General features: G+C 63.9%; 24 protein-coding genes. 23 read left to right on the top strand and 1 reads right to left on the bottom strand.

All coding sequences use genetic code 11. From position 1 onward, the window contains the following. The first annotated feature begins 4 nt into the window (after positions 1 to 4). On the top strand, positions 5 to 1,717 hold the full coding sequence (locus tag ACTNFK_RS12815; RefSeq protein ID WP_047523831.1) for a VirD4-like conjugal transfer protein, CD1115 family: 1,713 nt from the start codon (positions 5 to 7) through the stop codon (positions 1,715 to 1,717). Here the strand turns inward: ACTNFK_RS12815 and ACTNFK_RS12820 are convergent. Next, positions 1,714 to 2,022 (bottom strand): hypothetical protein, encoded by a 309-nt coding sequence (locus ACTNFK_RS12820; RefSeq protein ID WP_435937623.1) that lies wholly within the window; start codon positions 2,020 to 2,022, stop codon positions 1,714 to 1,716. The genes ACTNFK_RS12815 and ACTNFK_RS12820 overlap by 4 nt on opposite strands. Before the next feature lie 83 nt (positions 2,023 to 2,105). On the opposite strand from ACTNFK_RS12820, the gene ACTNFK_RS12825 reads away from it, so the two are divergent. The 22 genes from ACTNFK_RS12825 (at position 2,106) to ACTNFK_RS12930 (ending at position 19,607) form a co-directional block, all read left to right on the top strand. Beyond that, positions 2,106 to 2,309, top strand: coding sequence for a hypothetical protein (locus tag ACTNFK_RS12825; RefSeq protein WP_047523827.1), 204 nt, complete (start codon positions 2,106 to 2,108; stop codon positions 2,307 to 2,309). A gap of 12 nt (positions 2,310 to 2,321) precedes the next feature. After that, positions 2,322 to 3,167 (top strand): VirB6/TrbL-like conjugal transfer protein, CD1112 family, encoded by an 846-nt coding sequence (locus ACTNFK_RS12830; protein ID WP_081997066.1) that lies wholly within the window; start codon positions 2,322 to 2,324, stop codon positions 3,165 to 3,167. Between the two features lie 3 nt (positions 3,168 to 3,170). Then, on the top strand, positions 3,171 to 3,722 hold the full coding sequence (locus ACTNFK_RS12835; protein ID WP_435907659.1) for a PrgI family protein: 552 nt from the start codon (positions 3,171 to 3,173) through the stop codon (positions 3,720 to 3,722). A 67-nt stretch (positions 3,723 to 3,789) separates the two neighbouring features. After that, positions 3,790 to 6,051 (top strand): VirB4-like conjugal transfer ATPase, CD1110 family, encoded by a 2,262-nt coding sequence (locus ACTNFK_RS12840; protein WP_086991025.1) that lies wholly within the window; start codon positions 3,790 to 3,792, stop codon positions 6,049 to 6,051. Between the two features lie 6 nt (positions 6,052 to 6,057). After that, positions 6,058 to 7,668, top strand: coding sequence for a M23 family metallopeptidase (locus ACTNFK_RS12845; protein WP_435907660.1), 1,611 nt, complete (start codon positions 6,058 to 6,060; stop codon positions 7,666 to 7,668). Between the two features lie 13 nt (positions 7,669 to 7,681). Then, the gene (locus tag ACTNFK_RS12850) at positions 7,682 to 8,302 is read left to right on the top strand and encodes a hypothetical protein (protein ID WP_435907661.1); all 621 of its coding nucleotides are present in this window, start codon (positions 7,682 to 7,684) and stop codon (positions 8,300 to 8,302) included. A gap of 11 nt (positions 8,303 to 8,313) precedes the next feature. Continuing rightward, positions 8,314 to 9,039, top strand: coding sequence for an FHA domain-containing protein (locus ACTNFK_RS12855; protein WP_435937622.1), 726 nt, complete (start codon positions 8,314 to 8,316; stop codon positions 9,037 to 9,039). Then, positions 9,036 to 10,292, top strand: a complete 1,257-nt coding sequence (locus ACTNFK_RS12860) for a MinD/ParA family ATP-binding protein (RefSeq protein WP_435937621.1) — start codon at positions 9,036 to 9,038, stop codon at positions 10,290 to 10,292. Before ACTNFK_RS12855 ends, ACTNFK_RS12860 begins: the two co-directional genes overlap by 4 nt. Before the next feature lie 186 nt (positions 10,293 to 10,478). Beyond that, entirely contained in the window at positions 10,479 to 10,718 is a 240-nt protein-coding gene (locus tag ACTNFK_RS12865; RefSeq protein ID WP_330194013.1) for a hypothetical protein, read from the top strand. A 261-nt stretch (positions 10,719 to 10,979) separates the two neighbouring features. Further along, positions 10,980 to 13,010, top strand: a complete 2,031-nt coding sequence (locus ACTNFK_RS12870; RefSeq protein ID WP_435937620.1) for a bifunctional DNA primase/polymerase — start codon at positions 10,980 to 10,982, stop codon at positions 13,008 to 13,010. 406 nt (positions 13,011 to 13,416) lie between these two features. Then, entirely contained in the window at positions 13,417 to 13,707 is a 291-nt protein-coding gene (locus ACTNFK_RS12875) for a hypothetical protein (RefSeq protein WP_435937619.1), read from the top strand. Positions 13,708 to 13,749: 42 nt separating this feature from the next. Next, on the top strand, positions 13,750 to 14,163 hold the full coding sequence (locus tag ACTNFK_RS12880) for a hypothetical protein (protein WP_435937618.1): 414 nt from the start codon (positions 13,750 to 13,752) through the stop codon (positions 14,161 to 14,163). A gap of 355 nt (positions 14,164 to 14,518) precedes the next feature. Next, entirely contained in the window at positions 14,519 to 15,424 is a 906-nt protein-coding gene (locus ACTNFK_RS12885) for an ArdC family protein (RefSeq protein WP_435937617.1), read from the top strand. Between the two features lie 311 nt (positions 15,425 to 15,735). Continuing rightward, positions 15,736 to 15,942: a hypothetical protein gene (locus ACTNFK_RS12890; RefSeq protein ID WP_047524888.1), complete on the top strand. Its 207-nt coding sequence runs from the start codon at positions 15,736 to 15,738 to the stop codon at positions 15,940 to 15,942. 32 nt (positions 15,943 to 15,974) lie between these two features. After that, positions 15,975 to 16,235 (top strand): hypothetical protein, encoded by a 261-nt coding sequence (locus ACTNFK_RS12895; protein WP_435937616.1) that lies wholly within the window; start codon positions 15,975 to 15,977, stop codon positions 16,233 to 16,235. A 74-nt stretch (positions 16,236 to 16,309) separates the two neighbouring features. Then, positions 16,310 to 16,513 (top strand): hypothetical protein, encoded by a 204-nt coding sequence (locus tag ACTNFK_RS12900; RefSeq protein ID WP_190265267.1) that lies wholly within the window; start codon positions 16,310 to 16,312, stop codon positions 16,511 to 16,513. A gap of 363 nt (positions 16,514 to 16,876) precedes the next feature. Beyond that, complete coding sequence (gene nrdH, locus ACTNFK_RS12905) at positions 16,877 to 17,128, top strand: glutaredoxin-like protein NrdH (RefSeq protein WP_047523863.1); 252 nt, start codon at positions 16,877 to 16,879, stop codon at positions 17,126 to 17,128. A gap of 29 nt (positions 17,129 to 17,157) precedes the next feature. Then, positions 17,158 to 17,349 (top strand): hypothetical protein, encoded by a 192-nt coding sequence (locus ACTNFK_RS12910; RefSeq protein WP_047523862.1) that lies wholly within the window; start codon positions 17,158 to 17,160, stop codon positions 17,347 to 17,349. After that, positions 17,346 to 17,891: a thermonuclease family protein gene (locus ACTNFK_RS12915; RefSeq protein ID WP_190265268.1), complete on the top strand. Its 546-nt coding sequence runs from the start codon at positions 17,346 to 17,348 to the stop codon at positions 17,889 to 17,891. Before ACTNFK_RS12910 ends, ACTNFK_RS12915 begins: the two co-directional genes overlap by 4 nt. 88 nt (positions 17,892 to 17,979) lie before the next feature. Next, positions 17,980 to 18,339: a single-stranded DNA-binding protein gene (locus ACTNFK_RS12920; RefSeq protein WP_086991045.1), complete on the top strand. Its 360-nt coding sequence runs from the start codon at positions 17,980 to 17,982 to the stop codon at positions 18,337 to 18,339. A gap of 88 nt (positions 18,340 to 18,427) precedes the next feature. Continuing rightward, positions 18,428 to 19,219 carry a ParA family protein gene (locus ACTNFK_RS12925; RefSeq protein ID WP_190265269.1) on the top strand — a complete coding sequence of 264 codons (792 nt, stop codon included), beginning with the start codon at positions 18,428 to 18,430 and terminating at the stop codon, positions 19,217 to 19,219. Beyond that, complete coding sequence (locus ACTNFK_RS12930) at positions 19,212 to 19,607, top strand: ParB family protein (RefSeq protein ID WP_190265270.1); 396 nt, start codon at positions 19,212 to 19,214, stop codon at positions 19,605 to 19,607. Before ACTNFK_RS12925 ends, ACTNFK_RS12930 begins: the two co-directional genes overlap by 8 nt. Position 19,608: the final 1 nt, after the last annotated feature.

The following is a 19,608-nucleotide window of genomic DNA, read 5'->3' on the forward strand; positions in this document are numbered from 1 at the left end:
AACGATGAGCCAAGGATTCACCAAGGGCAAGGTCATTGGAGCGCTCATCGGCGGCGGGATCGTTTTCTATCTCGGTAACCGTGCAACGCACTTCACCATGACCGAATACGCCGCGGGCACGCCGGTCAACGAGATTCCGAAGCAGTTCCTACCCGCGCTCGGTGCCTCGCTGTTCCAGCTCGACTTCGATCAAGCTGCACTCATCGGCGGCACCGTGGCCGCCGTGCTGTTCCTACTCATCGTGCTCTACGGCATGAGCGGGAAGAAGAACACGAGGCAGGGCGAGGAACAGGGATCGGCCGCGTGGGCAACCGCGCGCGACATGAAGCCGCTGACCACGAAGAACCCCGCCGAGCGCTTGCAGCTCACCGCGACCGAAGGACTCGCGCTCGATCCGTACAAGACCCGCCGCAACCTCAACGTGTGCGTGCTCGGAGCATCGGGCACGGGCAAGACACGAGGGTATGTCTTGCCGAACCTTTCGACCATCGAAGGGTGGAGCTTCGCTGTCACCGACCCCAAGGGCGAGATTTACCGCACGATGCGCAAGCCCCTCGAAGCGAAGGGGCTGCGCGTTCGCACGTTCAACCTGGTCGATCTTCGCCAGTCCAATCGCTTCAACCCGCTCGCCTACATCAACGACACCGAACCAGAAACCGGCGTCGCTCAGCTCACCGAAACGATCATGGCGAACACCAGCGGCAAGGAGAGCCGCGGTGACGGGTTCTGGGAGCGAGCAGAGCGCGCTCTACTCACCGCGCTCATCGCCTACGTCTGGGCGACGACGACGGAGGAAAGCGGCCAGATGCACTTGCCGTCCGTGGTTGACCTGCACAAGGCGATGGAGGGTAGCGAGAGCAACCCTGACGAGTTCAACAGTGACACCGACCTCAAGATGGAGGCCGCGCGCAAGATCGTTGAAGAGTGGAAGGCAGACCCCGCCGCGTTCGGTGCAGAAGACGAGGCCGTGATGAAGATGCTCGACTTCGCCGCACGTCAGTACCGCGTCTATCAGCAAGGCCCGGCAGAGACGCGCCTGAGCGTCGTTATCTCGCTCGGCGTGCGCCTCGCGCCGCTCGACATGCACGACGTGCGCGAGATTCTTTCCAGTGACGACATTGGGCTAGATCGCGTCGGCCGAGAGCCAACGGCGCTGTTCTTGCAGCTCCCAGATACACACGTCACGTTCCGATTCCTCGCTGCAATGTTCTGGCAGTCGCTGTTCGCGGAGAACGTCTACATCGCTGACCACAACGAGGGCGGCACGCTCGACGTGCCGCTGCACTGTTTCCTCGATGAGTTCGCCAACATCGGCAAGATTCCGAGCTTTGAAGTGCTCATGGCTACGATCCGCTCGCGCGGGATCAGCGCCAGCATCATCGTGCAGGCCTTCTCGCAGGGCAAGGCCATATGGCGCGATGACTGGAACGCGATTGTTGGCAACTGTGACTCGCTTCTGTTCCTGGGCGGCCGCGACCAGGAGACGAACGAGTGGCTATCCAAGCAGCTCGGAGACGAGACGATCACGATGGACGAGTTCTCGCAGACCTACGGCGTCACCGGCTCACGCACGAAGGCTCAGCGCACGTTGAAGCGTGCGCTGTTGACAGCCGACGAGATTGGGCGCATGTCGAACGACGAGGCTATTTTGCTGATTCGAGGCCTCAAGCCGTTCAAGTCGCGCAAGGCCGCGATAAAAACGACGGCAGGAGTCTAGCTAGATGCCTCTGAAATCAAGGTGGAGAGCCGCGCGAACAGCGCGGGCGTCTCAGGGGCGAGTCGGAACTGCACCGGCCGCCCCTGACGCGGCTCAGCCGCGGTCGGTGAGGCTAAGAGTAGCCCGCCCGCTTCTAGGGCGTTCAGATCGCGTGTCAGCGACGATGCGTGCTCTGGCGCGGCCTCCCTGAGCTGCGGTGCAGTGAACGGCCCGCCAAGCCGCGCTGCACGCAGCAACAGCTCGAAGCGGCGAGGGTTCAGGTGCGAGAGCGCCCGCGCCTCAGCCTCCGAAAGTTCACCCCGCATACTCACCATTTCTACCATATCGACAAAACGACTAACTTCTCGTAAAGTATATTACGAGAAGTCGGAAACCCAAAGGAGACACCATGGACCTGCTCAACCAGATTCTCGACCTGTTCACCACCTTCGCGATCATCGGCGGCGGCCTGTGGCTGGTCTGGGGAGCGATCGTCACGGGCGGCGCGCTCAAGGATCAGAACGGCCCGCAGATTCAGACGGGCGTGTGGCAGATCATCGGCGGCGGCCTCATCATCGCGGCCGCCGCGTTGTTCAAGGTCATCGTCGCCTAGTAAGGCACCGCAATGGATATCACTGACTGGCTGGTAGCCATGCTCAACCACCTCAGTCAAGGGGCGGGGTCGGCTACCAACGACTTGTTGCTGTCGCCGGAGGTCTATAACGCAGACCTCTATTCGGCAGCGCTCACGATCCACAGCACAGCGGTGAAGCCCGTCACATCCATCGTGCTCAGCATCATGTTCGTTCTGATGCTCGCGACCACGAGCACGAGGGCTGAGGGTGACCGCGAGCTGGGCGTGCGGATCGTCGCCGCAACCATGTTCAAGATCGCTCTGGTGTTCGTGGTCGCACAGAACGCAGTGCTGCTGCTGGAAGCAATCGCATCTATCGCTACCTCGATCACGAACACCGCGAACTCGGTGGACGTGGGCACAGGCGGCGGAGACGCCGCCCTGATGGGCGATGCGATGCGCGACGACCTCGATGACCTCGGCAACATGGAGAAGTTCGGCATGATCGTCATTCTTTTCTTGCCGTGGGTGGTGCAGAAGATCGCCGCGGTGATCGCCATTGTGCTTGTGTTCATCCGGTTCTTGCAGATGTACATGCTCACCGCGTTCGCGAGCCTGCCGCTCGCGTTCCTCGGGCACGACGACACCAAGAGCATCGGCATTGGCTATCTCAAAGGCTTCGCGAGCGTCGCGTTCACGGGCGTCATCATCGTTGTCGCCGTGAAGATGTATCAAGCCCTACTCGGGGGCTGGCTCGGCAATATCGGCAGCTACGACGGCGATATGGTCGGCTTCATCTTTGGCAACTTCGGCCAATTCTTCGTCGCGCCTATCGTGCTCATCTTCCTACTGTTCGGTGCAAATGGCCTCGCCAAGAAGGTCATCGGAGAGGGCTAAGTCATGGCACTTGAAATGAAGGTCTACAAGGAGATCGCCGCCTACGAACCCAAACCGATGTTTGGGCGCACCTGGCGACAGATCGCCGCACTCGCGTTCATGGTTGGCATCGGCGGCGGCGCGTTCGCCGGAGTCACCGTAGGACTCATGGGCATCGGTCAGACGATGGAACAAGCAACGACGGTCGGCATGTACGTCATGTTCCCGTTGCTCATCCCAGCAGCCATATGGGGCTGGTGGAGACCTATGGGCCTCAAACCCGAGCAGTATCTCGGATTCTTCCTCCGCCACCACCTGATGAGAAAGACGATTAGCTATGCAGACACCTTCGAACCCCAGCCCGGTAACGACTCCGCAGGAGAACCCGTACCTGTCGCGCCCGGCGAACCTGCCGAGCCGACCAGCCGAAACCGAAGCGCCAAGCAGCGCCGAGCCGCAGCACGGAAGCTCCGCAAAACGATCACGGAACACCCGCAAGCAGAAGCAGCGCGCCGCCGCCCAGGCAAAGCCCGGAGAGCGCCGCAACCGCAAGGCCCGGAAGTCTGGCAGCGATAACGCTGGCCCCACCGGCTACAAGGCCGCGCCGAAGCGCACGCGCGACATACTGGGCTACGAAGCGATTATGCCCAGCGGCGTCGCCTGGCTCGGTGAAGATGAATGGTCGATGACACTGGGCATCAGCGACATCAACTATGTCGCAGCCGCCGAAGACCAGCAGACGAGCATCGTTGACCGCTGGGCGCGATTCCTGAACAGCTACGGTGCAGGCACCCGCGTACAGGAAACCATCGTGAACCGCGTGCTCGATGACGCCGACGTGAGCCAGCTTGTGCAAAAGCCGCTGCGAGGCGACGAGTTCGATTTCTTCCGCACCGACTTCAACCGAATCGTGCGCGACAAGCTCGCGGCCGCCAGCGGTAACACGGTCACGGAGAAGTACCTGACCGTTACCGTGCAAGAAACCGACCTCGAAAAGGCTGAAACGACCCTCACGCGCATCTTCCACGAGGCCGAGGCAGCGCTGCAAGGCATGGACGGGTGCCAGGTGCACCGGCTCAACCGAGCCGAGCGCCTCGAAGTGTTCAGCCACATTCTGCGACCACACGAGCTGTTCACATTCAACGAAGACGAGTTCGAGCCGAACCGCAAGCTCTCAACGGCCGATTTCGTCGCGCCCTGGGAGATTGACGCCAAGGACAAGAACGGCCCGCTCATCTTCCGCAACGGCTCGGGAGACACCTACCACACCGTGCTTTGGATGCGCGATTACCCCGTGTGGCTCTCGGATCGACTCATCTCAGAGCTGACCGAAATCAAGTGCGACCTGACTATCTCGCTGCACCTTGAACCCCTCGAACAGGTCGAGGGCATGAGCCTTGTGCAGCGGCAGATCGCAGAGCTTGAAATGCAGAAGATCACCGAGCAGAAGCGCGCGACCAAGCAGGGCATCGACAAAGAAATGATCCCGCGCGCGGTCAAGGACAATCTCGAAGAGGCCCAAGGCCTCCGCGATGAGCTGCGCAGCTCGAACCAAAAGCTGTTCTCAACGGTGATGGTCATGGGAGTGAGCGCCACGTCACGCGAGAAGATGGAACAGAACGTGAAGCGCGTGATGACCGTGATTCGCAAGCAGAGCTGCACCGCCGAGGTCGCAACCTACATGCAGCTCGACGGCCTGACGACCGAGCTACCTATCGGCCGCCGCCGTATTCCCATGCGGCGCACGCTGACCACGGCCGGAGCCGCAATCATCGTGCCCTTCACCACGCAAGAGCTGTTCGTTCCCGGTGGCAACTGGTACGGCGTGAACGCACAGAGCAGCAACGCGCTCGTGGCTGACCGCACCCGTACCACTAACGGCAACGGCTTCATTCTCGGCACCAGTGGCTCGGGTAAGTCGCAGAGCGGCAAGATGGAGATTACGAACGTGCTCCTGAGCCGCCCAGACGATGACGTAATCGTGATCGACCCCGAGCACGAGTACGAACCGCTCATCGAGGCATTCGGCGGCGAAGTCATCCGTATTCACGCGGGCAGTGAGCAGCGCGTGAACCCGATGGATATTGAGCTCAACTTCACGACCGGCGAAGATGACCCGATCAACGCCAAGTGCGAGTTCGTGCTGACCATGCTCGAAGCGCTCGTGGGCGGCAAGGCTGGACTGACGCCCGAGCAGCGTTCAGTCGCAGACCGCAGCACCCTCACGCTCTACAGGAAGCACGCCGCCGAAGGCGGGCCAATGCCTACCCTGGTGGAGCTGCGCGAAGCACTCGCACAGAGCGGCGAAGACGCAGGCCGCGAGCTGGCGCGAATGCTCGAAATCTACACGATTGGTTCGCTCGGCGGCTTCTCGAACCGCACGAACGTCAACCCGGCAAACCGGCTTGTGTCGTGGGATATTTCCAAGCTCGGTAACGAGCTGCGCACGTTCGGCATGATGGTCATTCTCGATCAGATTTGGAACCGCGTAGCTCGCAACCGCGCCGAGGGCCGCCGCACCTGGCTCTACATTGACGAGTTCCACCTGCTGTTCTCGAACAAGTACAGCGCGGATTACTTCCGCGGCCTGTACAAGCGTGCGCGCAAGTGGGGGCTGATCCCCACCGGCATCACGCAGAACATCGAAGAGCTGCTGGCAAACCAGGACGCACGCCTGATGCTCGCTAACTGTGACTTCCTGCTGCTGCTGGGCCAGAACGCAACTGACGCCGACAGTTTGTGCGAGCTGCTGCACTTCTCCGAAGAGCAGCGCCGATTCTTCACGAACGTACAACCAGGCCACGGCCTCATGCGCTCAGGTAATGCGGTGATCCCGATGGACGGTCGCATCCCGACCGATTCAGCACTGTACAAGCTGTTCTCAACGTCATTCGGAGAGAGGTAACCCCCAATGAAAGGCCTTCGCAGCTCCAACCCGCAGGGTGAAGCATCCGACAACCTCGCGCGGCTCTCGCTCAATAAGCGCTCGGTGCAGATCATCGGCGGCGATGATCCCACGGACGCGCCCACCGGCACGAGCGGCGGGGCGCTCGGCCGCGGAATGCGCGGCACTGCGAAGGCCGCAGGCAAAGCAGGCGCGGGAGCTGCGAAGGGCGCGGGCGACAGTGTTGTGAAGGGCACCGCGCTTGCGGCCACCACCGCCAAGACGGCTGACGGCGACGAGGACGCGGTAGACCTCGCTACCCGCGAGGGAGAGAATGTGGCTCTCGCAGGCGCGAAGCGAGGCACCGCCGCCACAGCCAAGACCGCGGGCCGAGGCGTGCGCTCGGGCGGCCAGCTCGCCGGGAAGGCCGTCAAGGGCGGCATCGTTGCGTCGCAGAAGCGCGCCGCGGCCGCGAAGGCCGCCAAGACCACCGCGAGCACAGGCACGTCGATCACCCGGTTTGCCGCAGCGCAGGCACGCGCGGCCGCCGCCGCAGCGAACGCGCTGCGCACCATCGTCGCGGCCGTTGCGGCCGTCGCCACTTCGACACCGATCATCACGATTGTGTCGGCAGTGCTCGCCGTGGTGCTGCTCATCATTGCCCTACTGGCATTCTTCGCACCCGCCAGTGCGGCCGCGTGCAGCTTCAACACAGGCGGCCGTATCGACCCCAGCAAGGTACCCGCCACCAGCATTTCGGGCTACGGCCATGAGCAACTAGTGAACGCCGCACACATCATCCAGGCCGCCCAAGATCGCGGCCTGAGCGTGCGCGATCAGACCATCGGCGTCATGACCGCTATGGGTGAGTCGAGCTTGCAGGTACTCGAGTACGGCGACGCCGCAGGCCCGGATAGCCGAGGCTTGTTCCAACAGCGCGACAACTGGGGCACACTCGAAGACCGGCTCGACCCCTACATTTCAGCGGGCAAGTTCTTCGACGCCATGATTCAGAAGGTGCCCGAGGCCGAGCGTCAGAGCCTCGCCCCGACGCTCGTAGCTCACAAGGTGCAGGTCAACCAAGACCCGTTCCACTACGAGATTTACTGGGTGCCCGCAACCGCCGTGGTCGCTGCACTGTCAGGCCTAGATTCGAGCCTGCTTAGCGGCAGCGGGAGCTGCGAAACGATCCCAGGCATTCCCGGCGAAATCGGCCTCGACGGATGGGCGCGGCCCGGCAACGGCCCCATCAACGGAGGCTTTGGGCCTCGCGAAGTCATCCAGACCCCGGCCGGGCCGACACAGCCATTCCACTACGGCCTTGACCTTGAAGCCGGAGGATGCGGCGGCCCCGTCTGGGCAGCCCGAGACGGCGAAGTAAGCCGCGTATTCGACGGCGGCGGCGGCGGAATGATTATCGAGATTGACCACGGCGAAGGCCTCGTGACTTGGTACGTCCACAGCTACACAAACGAAATCATGGTTTCAGCAGGGCAGAAGGTCAAAGCCGGAGAACAAATCGCGCTCACCGGCAGCTCGGGCTACAGCACCGGCTGTCACCTGCACTTCGAGGTGCACCTGAACGGCACCGCCGTTGATCCCCTCCCCATCCTCACCGCCGCTGGCTTTACGTTCTAAGGAGCACCACACCATGATTGACCGCAAGCGCCTCACGCTCATCATCATCGGCTGCATCGCAGCAGCCGCGATTCTCGCAGGCCTCATCGTGTGGCTGGTACTCGCCAACCAGAACAACGATGAGGACGACGCGCAGCCCGACACATCGAGCCAGATCGAAGAGACGCCCACCATCACGTTCACCGAGGAACAGCAGCAAACCGTCTTCGACGTTGCCCGCCTCGCCGCTGCATGGAACGGCACCGCCAACCCGGAAACGACGCAGCAGCGCTATATCGAGGCCGGAATGAGTGAAAGCCTTGCACGCGATTACCTGCCTGTTTGGGCGGGGTATTTCGGTACTAACGAAATCTCACAGATCAAGGTCAACAACGTCGGCAGCGTGCCCGCTTCAATCGAATACGGCGAAGGCAACGAACACCGCGAACCGGGCACCGGGCAATTCCGCGTCGGCGTCTCAGTGAACTACGAGGGCACCTATCACAACGGCTCCACCACCGTGCCTATCGGCAACAACACCGCTATCTGGTACTTCATCCTCGATGAGCGCACCGGCACCGTTGTTGACATTGAACAGCCGATGCTTGGTGACCTCGACCTGCCCGCCCCGTCATTGCCCGAGTCCGAAGAGTAAGAAGATCCGCTATGTCCATTGAATCGTTCGTCGGCCGAGACGGCTCAGCTCGCATCGTTATCGACGGCCACGAAACAAAGTTTCGTGCCCCTTCGCTCGCGGAGGCCCGCGACAAGGTACGAGACATGGCAATAGCGCACGCCGTGGAGACGGGCCAAGCCCAGCACTTCATCGCCTATGACCCTGACGCCAACTGGCAGTTTTACGTCTACCCAGAAGGCACGATTTCGCTGATGCCCACGCCGGTCATCGCCCCGAAGCCGCGCCCCAACCCGATCCCCGAGGCATACCACGCCGCCCCCGCCGAGGAAGAAACGGTGATCGACCACACCATCGTCGTACCGCGCAAGGCAGCGCGGCCGACTCTGCTCGTGCACGTCGAAGGCGCAGGCGCGCTGCGCGCTGAACCGCCCATCGTGCTCGGCCGCAGGCCCAAAGAGATTGCAGGGCACACAAGCGTCACGCTTGTCAGCCCTGGCCGTGAGTGCTCGCGCACGCACGCCCTGGTCGACGTCGATGACGAATGCCGCTTGATCGTCACCGATCAAGACGCAGCAAATGGCACTGAGGCCGATGGAACGCCCCTCGCACCACACACGCCGACCGTTGTTCCCAACGGTGTGCGCTTGCAGCTCGGAGACGCCGCCGTGCGAATTGAGGCGTACCCACCGAATCAGTCACCCGGAGGCAGCGCCACGGCAACGGCTGTCGCATCACACAAGGAGGAAGCATCATGACCGCTCATGCCACTACCGAAAAGGACGGCTCAGCAATCGTCACGCTCAACGGGCAGCCCCAGAAGGTCATCGGGGCAAGCCTCGAAGACGCCCGCCGCAAGGTCGCAAGTATTGTGGTGGATCACGCGGCCGCGACCGGCGAGGTAGTCGAGTTCATCACGACCGAACCAGACGGCACTTGGGAAATGATCGTGCATCCTGACGGCACGATCCACGAGAAGCCCGAGCCGGTCGCATCGCCCTATCTTCGCCCGAGCACCGAGACGATCACGGCCGCCACGCCTGTAGACGAGGACACCGCAGAACGGGCGCCGCAGACAATCGTCACCCGTCGCGCGATGCGCGAATCGTTCTTGAAGAGCACTCGCATTGAGGAACCCGCGATGAAGGGCTGGCGAGGCACCGCAACCCGGCTCGGGCTGCGCCTCTCCCCTGGCCCGGCCGAGAAGGCCGAGCGCGATGACACATTCGCCGTGGCGCAGCACTGGCCCGGGCCGCGCACCATCGCCGTTGTGAACGGCAAGGGTGGAGCGAGCAAGACGCCTACGACCGTGCTGCTCAGCGCGATCTTCGCCCGCTTCGGTGGTGCTGGCGTACTGGCTTGGGATGCCAACCAGACGCGCGGCACGCTCGGCTGGCGCACCGAACAAGGCCCGCACGAATCAACCGTGCTCGACCTCCTGCCCGCCGCAACCGAATTGCTCGGCACGGGCGCTCAGTCGGCCGACCTGGCACGGTACGTTCACCACCAGACCGCCGACCGCTTTGACGTGCTGCGCTCTCAGCCACTCGCACTTGCATCAGAACAGCGCCTCAGCGCCGAAGACGTTGACGCAATCTGGAACGTCGCCCGCAAGTATTACCGGCTCGTGTTCATCGACACCGGCAACGATGAGAGCGATGCAATGTGGGGCCGCCTGGTCGATCACGCCGACCAGATCGTCGTGGCCACGACCACACGCGACGACCACGCAGAAGCAGGCGCACTGCTGCTCGAAGCACTCGCAGACCGCAGCGAACGTTCGGCGCAGCTCGCTCAGCACGCCGTCGTCGTCGTCTCGCAGGCAGACCCGCGAGCTACGAGCGCGAACATCAGCACCGTCGTCAACGGCTTTACCAGCCTCGCACGCGAGGTCGCCACAATCCCCCACGACCCCCAGATGGTCGAGGGCTGGCTGAACGTCGCGGCACTGCGCCCCGCGACTCAGCGCGCATGGCTCGGTGCGGCGGCCGCCGTTGCACGCGGCCTGTAGCCCCACCAGCACTGAGGGCCGGTAACGCTAACGCGCTACCGGCCCTCAGTCTTTGTAGGAACCCCTGCCGCCGGCTGCGCGATCGCCAGGAGGGTTTCTACAAAGAACAGCGACTACCGACGACACGCCAAGCAATCAACGTGTCTTTGGTGGCGCTACTTCTACATCTACCTGTAGTGTGGTGGCATGACCGTTAGGCGAGCACCACGAGGATCACGCATCGCGCCCGTGCGCGCAGCGTGGTCAATCGAGCTGCACCGCAAAGAGCGCTTCGACCAGATCGCGCGCAACTCCGGTGTGACTTCAAGCGTGTTCCTCGAACTGGTAATCGACCACTTGGAAACGGAGCTGAGCGACCGCGGCGTGCCGAACTGGATGCCTCAGCCTGAACCAAACGAAGGAGAGCTACCCATCGACACCGCATAAATGAGCGATACCCCAGCTCGGGGAGCTGGGGTATCGGAGAAGTCATTACCTGAGCCGTATGAAGTTTGGCGACCGAATCGGATCAGGTGGAGCAAAAATCGCGGAGCTTACCAGGAGGTAACTCATACGGCTTTCGCGTGCCTACCAGGAGGTGACCTAGGAGGTGACACCATCATAGCAACAGACCGCAACAAATGCGCGACCCAACTCTCAGTTGCCGACGCATGGGCGATCACCGCAGCGATCAGCCCCCGCCCTACCGTGCGCGTCGCAGCCGTCAACGAGGACGGCAGCACGCTCAACAGCTACCCGCCGCAGTACATCACGCCGGTCACCGCGGCCGCGCCTGAGCGGCCCTGGGCGATCTACCTCACCGACCGCGAGCACGCCTACCGGCTGCTCTGCTTCGACCTGGACGGAAAGACGCCCGAGGCGGCCGAGGCCGCCGAGCAAGACACGGCCGCGCTCGCGCGGCTCCTCATCGACGCGGGCCTTGCCCCCGTCGTCTGCCAGTCTGGCCCGCAGGGCGGCCGTCATATCTGGATCGCGCTACGCGAGGGAGTCGCGGCCGAGCTGGTACACCGGCTCGCACGGCTCGCCAAGGTGCTGCACACGACGCTCGACCTCTCCCCCATCATGAACCCCGCGGCCGGATGCGTGCGCCCACCAGGTGCACCACACCGCCACGGCGGCAGCTCGACCGTCATCGACGGCAATCTGGACTCGCTCACGCGCCCCAGTGGCACCACGGCAGCCGTATCGGCCGCCGTTGAGCGCCTGGCCCAGCTCGTCAATGATCGGGCCGCTACGGAGCGCACAGACACGTTCTCGGCCGACACCGCCCAGGACGACCGCAAACACCCCCACATTCCCGGCACCAAGCGCCCCCTAGCGCCCGCAGCGGACGCAGCGCTGCGCACCAATGCCGCCGCAGACGACGCTAGCGCCGTGCTCTGGCGCGTGCTGACCGGCGCGGCCGCCGCGCACTGGCACTACAGCGACGTAGCCCGCGTGCTCGACACAGCCCCCGGCCTGGAACACGCACGCACCCGCAACGAAGACGGCCGCCGCATCGCACGTCGGCCTGACGAACGCGCGCGCGTGCTGCGCCGCCAATGGGATCGCGCCGTCGCCTACATCGCCAGCGGCCGCCGCATCGTCGGCCGCGATGAGACGTTCGACGCACGCGCCGACGCTATCGCCGCGCATGTACTCGCCGTACAGAGCCGCGCAGACGCCGCCCCCGGCAGATGGAACCGCGGAGGCGGCCCCGCTGACCGTCGCGTGCTCGATGCGCTGAGCATCCTTGCCCTGCAAGCCCTCAGCGCCGATCTGGAGGCCGATACCCGACGCCTGGCACTCATGGCAGGCATCGGCCGTGAAACGGCGCGCACAGCGCTGCTGCGCCTCGCAGAAGACGACTGGATCGTTCGCACCAACGAGGCCGAAGGCCGCAGCGCCGCACACTGGAAAATCGGCCCTCACGTCGTTATCCACAGCAACCCAGTAGATGCCCGGTCACAAGTCGCCCACCGCCCCCCCGGCAGCGGCGCAGCCGCACGAAACGCGCTGCTGCTCGAACTCACAAACCGGCTGGACGATGCGGCACATGACCTCTTCACTCTCGGAGCACTCGGGCTACACGCTGGGAACGTCTATGCACGCTGCACTCACGATCCTCTCTCACTCGGAGAACTCGCCCAGCTCACCGGATCAGACGCAGCTCACACGGTACAGACACTCACCCGGCTCATCGAAGCTGACGTGCTGCTGCTCAGCCGCGACGGCTGGCACAAGCCCGCCGCCGACCGCCGCGACGCAGCGGCCGACGCCTGCGGCGTCACCGGACGCCTGGCAGCTCGCGCCGAGCGCTACGCCGTCGAGCGCGAACTGTGGGCCTGGTGGTGCGCCGAGCTGGACTGGATGAACACGCCCCGAGCTGAACGCCCGAAGCGCCCCGCACCAGGTCAACTCGTGCTCGTACCTGACCTTGGCCCAGCCCCTCGCCCGATTCATCCCCGCACCGCCAACGGCCGCGCCGACTACCGCGCCGCCCGCTGCATCATCACCGGCACTACTCCCCCAGCTCGGCCGCGACCCGTGCCCGTATCCGACGCCGAACGCATCATCATGGATGTACTCGGCGCAAAGCCGATTGGGACAATGCCGTTCCCCCGTTCCCACGACGAGACGCAACCAGACCCCCTCGAAGGCAAAGCGCAGCGCAGCGGAGCGCGGCAGCCCTATCGTGAGCGAACCGACCGCACGACGACCGTTCGCTTTGTCGGATGACGCACATGCCGCCACCTGACGGAGCAGGCGGCAGCCTGTGGACACCGACGCAGAGCCTCACCTGCCCACAATGTGCACAGCCCAGCTATCGCGGGGCTGGCCTGCACACAGTATGGACAGCCAAGCAGTAACACGAGGGTCGCACCGCGACCCAGACAAAGCAGTGCAGCTCTTCGAGCTGCACCATGTGACGGCCGCAAGCGGCCGCAGTGCTTGAACGCTTCGCGTTTTTTACCTTGAAGCCTGGCGGCATTCTACGTTCGCTCAACCTGCGCGCAAGTGCTTTCGCGGCATATCCTCGCTCGCTGCGCTCACTCCGGTATTCCACGGTCACTTGCACTTCGGCGTCGCTCTCTGCGAAAGGCGTAAACGCCTTCAAGGCAAAAAAACGTGAGGGAGAGAGAACATGGCAACCACCTACATCTGCAAGAGCTGCGCCGGACTGGCACCCGTTGGAATCGGCTACGCGGCCGAGGGCACCGACGCCGAGGCGCAGCAGTGCGCCGAGCGGATCGCGTGCGAGTGCGGCCAGAGCCGAACCGCGAACGCTTGGGCCGTGCTCAACTGCCCATGCACCCGCATTCTTGGCCTGTACTCGACCGAGGAAGCAGCGACGACCGCCGCCGAATTGTTCGGCTCGTGCAGCTTCGCCTACCGGCTGGACGACGCCGAGCGTGACCGGCTCATCGCCGCCTAAATAGACCTATAAACCCTATAAGACCTAACGAAAGGTAAGACCATGAAGCCCACCCGAGTTATCCCGTTCGACACCGCACACATCGCCGGAGCTGACGAGTTCCACCGCTCGACCGCTGAACAGTTCCGCCAGGCAATCGGCCCCGGCGTGTTCATGTCGCTTGGTGCAAGTCAGCTCGTAGCAGTGCCCGGCCGCTACGACCGCGGCGGCCTACTGTTCACCGCCCGCATCCTTCCATTCACGCGAACCGGCGACCGCTACGCGGCCGCTCGCAACATGGCCGTGCTCGTGAGCACGACCCCGCTCGATGAAATCGAAATCGAGGTGCGCGAGTACGCCCGCGGCATCGAGCACGCGAAGATCGAAGGCGTCTACATTGACCAGCTCGCCCGCGTCCTGCTCGCCCTGGACTACGACGGCACCGAGGCACTGAACCCCCGCTACTGGCAGCAGTAGCAGCCGCAGCCCGCCGCCAGCTAGGCGGCGGGCGAAGGGGTCACCCCCTCGCGCTCCCCCCCCCCCCCCGGTCGCATCCGCGACCGGGGCCGCCGACAGAGGGCGGCCATGCGTCGGCCGCTGCGCGGCCGCCCTCATTTCAGCTATCGCATTTTCTTGCCGTGAAGCCTTCGGCAGCATACGTTCGCTCCACCTATGCGCAAGTGCTTTCGCGGCATATCCTCGCTCGCTGCGCTCGCTCCGGTATTCCACGGTCACTTGCACTCCGGCTGCGCTCTCTGCGCGGCACATTCGTGCCTTCACGGCAAAAAAACGTGAGGGGTAGTTGGTAGTCCGAGACACCGGGAGGTTCATCATGGCACGCACGATCAAGACCCAGAAGACCGCAGAGCAGCGCCGCGCAGAGGCCGACGCCCTGCACGAGTCCATCGCTCAGCAGGTGGAGCAGCTACGCGACTCCGACGCCTGGCAGCGATTCCTCGACTTCGCCCGCGCGTTTCACTCCTACAGCTTGAACAATGTGCTGTTGATCCTCTCGCAGATGCCGACCGCGACCCGCGTAGCCGGGTTCCGCAAGTGGCAGCAGCTCGGCCGCCAGGTGCGCAAGGGAGAGCGCAGCCTGAAAATCTTCGGGTTCCGTGAGCGTAAGGCCAAGGCCGACGAAGAGAACGAAGACGGCACACTCGACCAGCTCGACACAGGCGAGCGCGTCGTGCGCTACTTCCCGATGCTCAGCGTGTTCGACATGAGCCAGACCGACCCCACCGAGGAATGGATCGACCCGAACCCCGCGCAGCGCCTCGACGGAAACGACGAGGCCGGAATCTACGCCGCCACCGCCGACTACCTCACCGCCCAGGGCTGGACAGTCACCCGCGAGACGATCCCAGGCGAAACCAACGGATATACCACGACAGACGGCACCAAGCGCGTAGTCGTAGACGCAGCGCTCAGCGATGCGCAGGCCGCTAAGACGATCCTGCACGAGGCCGCGCACGTCATCCTGCACAGCGCGGAGGATCACGCCGAGTACGTCGCGCACCGAGGCTTGAAAGAGTGCGAGGCGGAAAGCGTCGCCTACATCGTCGCCGGGATCATCGGCCTTGACACGAGCGCCTACAGCGTCGGCTACGTGGCCGGATGGATCGGAGACGACACCGACACCATCAAGCAGACCGCCGCAAACGTGCTGCGCGCTGCGCACACCATCGCAGACGCGATCACCGAGGCCGACGAAGAGCAGGAAGCCAAGGCCGCCTAAATAGGCCTATAAGACCTATAAGGGTGCCCGAGCAGCCCGCCGCCAGCCAGGCGGCGGGCGAGGGGGTGCCCTCGCGCTCCCCCACCACATCGACGGCCGCAAGCGGCCGCAGTGCTTGAACGCTTCGCGTTTCTTGCCGTGAAGCCTGGCGGCACACTACATTCGCTCCACCTGCGCGCAAGTGCTTTCGCGGCATATCCTCGCTCGCTGCGCTCGCTCCGGTATTCCACGGTCACTTGCACTCCGGCATCGCTCATTACGAAGGCGTAAACGCCTTCACGGCAAAAAAACGAGAGGGAGAGAGAGACACCATGCAGAGCATCAGCACCATCACGACCATCGTTCCCATCGTGGATGACACCGAGATTCCGCGGCAGCTTCGCAAGCTCGCAGAGCGCGACGAAGACCTGATGAGCTACGCGCGCAGCGGCTACAGGCTCGCAAGCACCGTGGCGATCACCGGCCCTGAGTTCGTCACGTTCGTAGACACGCTGACCCGTGACCCCGAGCACAGCTAAATAGACCTATTAGACCCAAAGGAGATAAAAGTATGTTCAAGTTCCGCTCGCAGCTCACTGCCGCCCAATGGGCGACGATCCGCGACCTATGCCTGCACGAGCGGCAGCGCCCAGCGGCGCAGCGGCAGGCATTCGGCAGCATTGAAATCATCGTCATCGAGGACGACTTGACCGTGGAGAGCATCACCGTGCACCCGGACGGCCGCGCCGAGAAGTCGGTACTCAACGGCATCGGTGAGGGCTGGACAGAAAGGGAGCTCGATCAGTCCGAAATGGAGTGGATCGAAGCCTAGACACCATTAGACCTATTAGGTACAATAGACCTATAAACCCCATAACCCCGAAACCGAACCGAGAGGTTGCACTCATGACCATCACCGCCGAGCACCTGACCATCACTCTCGAAGACGGCCGCGAGCTGACCGGCCGAACCCCCGTCGAGCTGGCGCACAAGTGGGCCGAGGCCGAGCACGGCGAAGAGTGGCAGCAGCTCAGCGCCGCAAAGCAGAGCATCGAAATCACCGCTGCGTTCGATGCGCTCAACAGGGCAGCGCAGGAGTACAGCGAATGAGTGCCCGCCGCCCGCGGCCGTTCGGCCGCGGGCACCAGGCGGCAGCGCCGGGGCGCTGCACCGGCCGCATCCGCGACCGGGGCCGCCGACAGAGGGCGGCCATGCGTCGGCCGCTGCGCGGCCGCCCATCTTTCAAATCGTATTTTGCCGTGAAGCCTGCGGCATTCTACGTTCGCTCCACCTACACGCAAGTGCTTTCGCGGCATATCCTCGCGTCTCTCGCTGGCGCTCGGCCGCTCCGGTATTCCACGATCACTTGCCCTCCGGCTGCGCTCGCTACGAAGGCACATGGTGCCTTCACGGCAAAAAACGTGGGGGGAGTGTCAGAGGGAACCGAGGCACTGGGCAGGAAAGGAACCGATCATGAGCTTTACAGTCACCGTCTACAGCAAGCCGAGCTGCGTGCAGTGCAACGCGACCTATCGGGCGCTCGATAACAAGGGCATCAACTACCAGGTGATCGACGTGACCGCCGACGATGCGGCCGCCGAGTACGTCAAGGGGCTGGGCTACATGCAGGCACCCGTCGTCGTCACCGATGACGAGCACTGGTCAGGCTTTCGACCCGACAAGATCGAAGCGCTCTCGCAGCGACTCACTGACACCGCGGAATAGACCCATAAGACCCATAAGGGGGAAATATCATGCTGACCAAAGAAGAGCGCGCCGCGTGGATCGCGAAGCGCGAGGCCGAGCACCAGAAGATCAAAGACCGCATCCGTGCAGCCGGGATCAAGTACCCGCTGGGCTGGGATGAAATGGGATCGAGTGAGAAAGATATGTGGGAAGACCGCATGATCCGCTCTATCGACCGGCTCGAAGGGAAGAGCAAGTGAGGGCGGGCGCGCTGCGCACGATCCTTGCAGGCGCGCTGCGCACGATCCTTGCAGGCGTGCTCGCAATCGGAAGCGCCACCGGCCTACAGAGCTGCACCGAGACGAGCGCAGCCGACGCCGAGCTGCTGCCCGCTGAGAGCGCACAAGTGATCGCCGTAGTGGACGGCGACACCATCGACGTGCAGACGGCCGGGGGAGAGGCGCGCGTGCGCCTCATCGGCCTCGATACACCCGAAATCAACCGTGACGGCGGGCAGGATGACTGCTACGCGCAAGAGGCGCGCGACGAGCTGAACACAATGGTCTACGGGCAGGCGGTCGAGCTGCGCGCCGATCCTACTCAGGATGACACCGACCGCTACGGGCGACTGCTGCGCCACGTCTACATCGACGGGCAGAGCGCAGCCGTCGTGCTGCTCGAAGCAGGAGCCGCGCACGAGTACACCTACGATGCGCCCTACGTCGGCCAGGCCGAGCACCGCGACGCAGAGCGCGCAGCGCAGGCCGACGCGCTGGGAATGTGGGGGAGCTGCACCGGATAATCTGCGAAACCATAGACACGACTAGACCTATTAGGTACAATAGACCTATAAACCCCATAACCCCGAAACCGAACCGAGAGGAAAGATCATGACCACCTTCATCAGCTTCACCGGGAACCTGGCAAAGGCACCCGAGCTGCGCACCGACAAGAACGGCCGCCCCTACACCTTCGCTCGCGTCATCCGCACGGATCGCGTGAACAAGGGCGGTGAGTTCGAGGACGGCGGCACCGAGGGCTACGACGTTGCAGTCTGGGGAGCCGACGCCGAAGCGCTGTGCGACCTCGCTGAGCGTTGCGGGAACGTGCGCGTGAACGTCGCGGGCGAAGAGCTGCTGGACACCTACACGAACGACGAGGGCAACACCCGCACCGTTCGCAAGGTGCTCGATGCGGAAGTGACCGTGAGCCTTCGCGGCCAGACCGTCACCGTCGAGCGCCGGAACTAGACCGCCGAGATAGTGGGCTGCCAAGGTGCAGCCCACTATCTGCCCCCAATAGGGGTATTAGTACCATTAGACCTGAAAGAAGGGCACCATGATTCTTGCGTATTGCAACCAGAAGGGCGGAGTGGGGAAGTCCACCACCGTCTACCACCACGCCCGCGCCGCGATCCTCGCAGGACAGAGCGTGCTGGTGATCGACGCCGACCCGCAGGGGAACATCACCAGCGTTCTCACCGAAGACATGCAAGAGGGCGACGTCGGAGTGGCAGACGCGCTCAGTAGCCGCAGCGAAGACACGCTGGCCGACGTGCTCGTGCCCGGTATCTGGGAAGGCCTTACAGTCGCGCCGACCGTGGGCGACAACCTGGCCGACGTGCGAAACGAACTCGTTATCTCATCGGAGCCGGGCCGCGAATCGCGGCTGCGCGCGCAGCTCGCCGCGATCCAGGCCGAATATGACCTGGTGCTCATCGACTGTGGCCCCGCTATCGACCCGCTGACGATCAGCGCACTCACGGCCGCCGAGGCAGTCGTGATCGTCTCACAGTCGAAGCTGTGGAGCGTCAACGGCCTCGCGAAGCTCATGACCACCGTGGGCCAGGTGCGCGAGCACTATAACCCGCAGCTCACGGTCGCCGGTCTGGTGCTCAACGCCCACGAGGCGCACACACTCGCAGGTGGCTACTGGGCCGACGAGCTGACGGCGGCCGCCGAGGCCGCACAGCTCCCGATTCTTACCCCACCCGTGCCGAAGCGGCAGGCAATCGCAGATGCCACCGAGACGGCCCGCGGCTTGGACGAAGGCGACGCGCAGTCGCGCGACCTCGCCGTGATCTACGCCGCACACATCGACCAGCTCATGAAGGGAACTGCTCATGTCTAAGAAACCCGAACGCCGACGCTCACAACTCGGCGGCCTGTCGCCCGTAGCGCCGATGAGCGGCCGCGTTGAGACGGCACAGCCGGCCCCTGAGAGAACAGCACCCGCAGCGGCCGCGCCCGCTGCGCCAGAGCGCACCGTGACGGCCGCCAGCTCGAAGCCTGGCACCCGCACGAAGATGGGCTATTACGCGGCCCCGGAGGATAGCGAACGCATCCGGGCAGCGTTCATTGCAGCGAGGAACGCAGGGCGGCCGTATCGGTCACTCTCTGACTTCCAGCTTGAGGCAATTCTCGACAAGGTAGTTCAGCTCGAAGCCGAGCTGAACGGCGGCCGACCGTTCGAGGGCGCACCCGCGCACAGCCTGTCACCCGGCCGCCCGATGGAGTAGG

This window comes from Leucobacter fengyongliangi (assembly GCF_052386045.1).

Excerpts from the sequence above, each read along its gene's own strand:
- ACTNFK_RS12920 (WP_086991045.1), top strand. The coding sequence starts at position 17,980 with ATGACCACCTTCATCAGCTTCACCGGGAACCTGGCAAAGGCACCCGAG.
- ACTNFK_RS12840 (WP_086991025.1), top strand. The coding sequence starts at position 3,790 with ATGCCCAGCGGCGTCGCCTGGCTCGGTGAAGATGAATGGTCGATGACA.
- ACTNFK_RS12910 (WP_047523862.1), top strand. The coding sequence starts at position 17,158 with ATGCTGACCAAAGAAGAGCGCGCCGCGTGGATCGCGAAGCGCGAGGCC.
- ACTNFK_RS12815 (WP_047523831.1), top strand. The coding sequence starts at position 5 with ATGAGCCAAGGATTCACCAAGGGCAAGGTCATTGGAGCGCTCATCGGC.
- ACTNFK_RS12880 (WP_435937618.1), top strand. The coding sequence starts at position 13,750 with ATGAAGCCCACCCGAGTTATCCCGTTCGACACCGCACACATCGCCGGA.
- ACTNFK_RS12885 (WP_435937617.1), top strand. The coding sequence starts at position 14,519 with ATGGCACGCACGATCAAGACCCAGAAGACCGCAGAGCAGCGCCGCGCA.
- ACTNFK_RS12895 (WP_435937616.1), top strand. The coding sequence starts at position 15,975 with ATGTTCAAGTTCCGCTCGCAGCTCACTGCCGCCCAATGGGCGACGATC.
- ACTNFK_RS12925 (WP_190265269.1), top strand. The coding sequence starts at position 18,428 with ATGATTCTTGCGTATTGCAACCAGAAGGGCGGAGTGGGGAAGTCCACC.
- ACTNFK_RS12855 (WP_435937622.1), top strand. The coding sequence starts at position 8,314 with ATGTCCATTGAATCGTTCGTCGGCCGAGACGGCTCAGCTCGCATCGTT.
- ACTNFK_RS12835 (WP_435907659.1), top strand. The coding sequence starts at position 3,171 with ATGGCACTTGAAATGAAGGTCTACAAGGAGATCGCCGCCTACGAACCC.
- ACTNFK_RS12890 (WP_047524888.1), top strand. The coding sequence starts at position 15,736 with ATGCAGAGCATCAGCACCATCACGACCATCGTTCCCATCGTGGATGAC.
- ACTNFK_RS12930 (WP_190265270.1), top strand. The coding sequence starts at position 19,212 with ATGTCTAAGAAACCCGAACGCCGACGCTCACAACTCGGCGGCCTGTCG.
- nrdH (WP_047523863.1), top strand. The coding sequence starts at position 16,877 with ATGAGCTTTACAGTCACCGTCTACAGCAAGCCGAGCTGCGTGCAGTGC.
- ACTNFK_RS12875 (WP_435937619.1), top strand. The coding sequence starts at position 13,417 with ATGGCAACCACCTACATCTGCAAGAGCTGCGCCGGACTGGCACCCGTT.
- ACTNFK_RS12850 (WP_435907661.1), top strand. The coding sequence starts at position 7,682 with ATGATTGACCGCAAGCGCCTCACGCTCATCATCATCGGCTGCATCGCA.
- ACTNFK_RS12865 (WP_330194013.1), top strand. The coding sequence starts at position 10,479 with ATGACCGTTAGGCGAGCACCACGAGGATCACGCATCGCGCCCGTGCGC.
- ACTNFK_RS12900 (WP_190265267.1), top strand. The coding sequence starts at position 16,310 with ATGACCATCACCGCCGAGCACCTGACCATCACTCTCGAAGACGGCCGC.
- ACTNFK_RS12845 (WP_435907660.1), top strand. The coding sequence starts at position 6,058 with ATGAAAGGCCTTCGCAGCTCCAACCCGCAGGGTGAAGCATCCGACAAC.
- ACTNFK_RS12820 (WP_435937623.1), bottom strand. The coding sequence starts at position 2,022 with ATGCGGGGTGAACTTTCGGAGGCTGAGGCGCGGGCGCTCTCGCACCTG.
- ACTNFK_RS12830 (WP_081997066.1), top strand. The coding sequence starts at position 2,322 with ATGGATATCACTGACTGGCTGGTAGCCATGCTCAACCACCTCAGTCAA.
- ACTNFK_RS12860 (WP_435937621.1), top strand. The coding sequence starts at position 9,036 with ATGACCGCTCATGCCACTACCGAAAAGGACGGCTCAGCAATCGTCACG.
- ACTNFK_RS12825 (WP_047523827.1), top strand. The coding sequence starts at position 2,106 with ATGGACCTGCTCAACCAGATTCTCGACCTGTTCACCACCTTCGCGATC.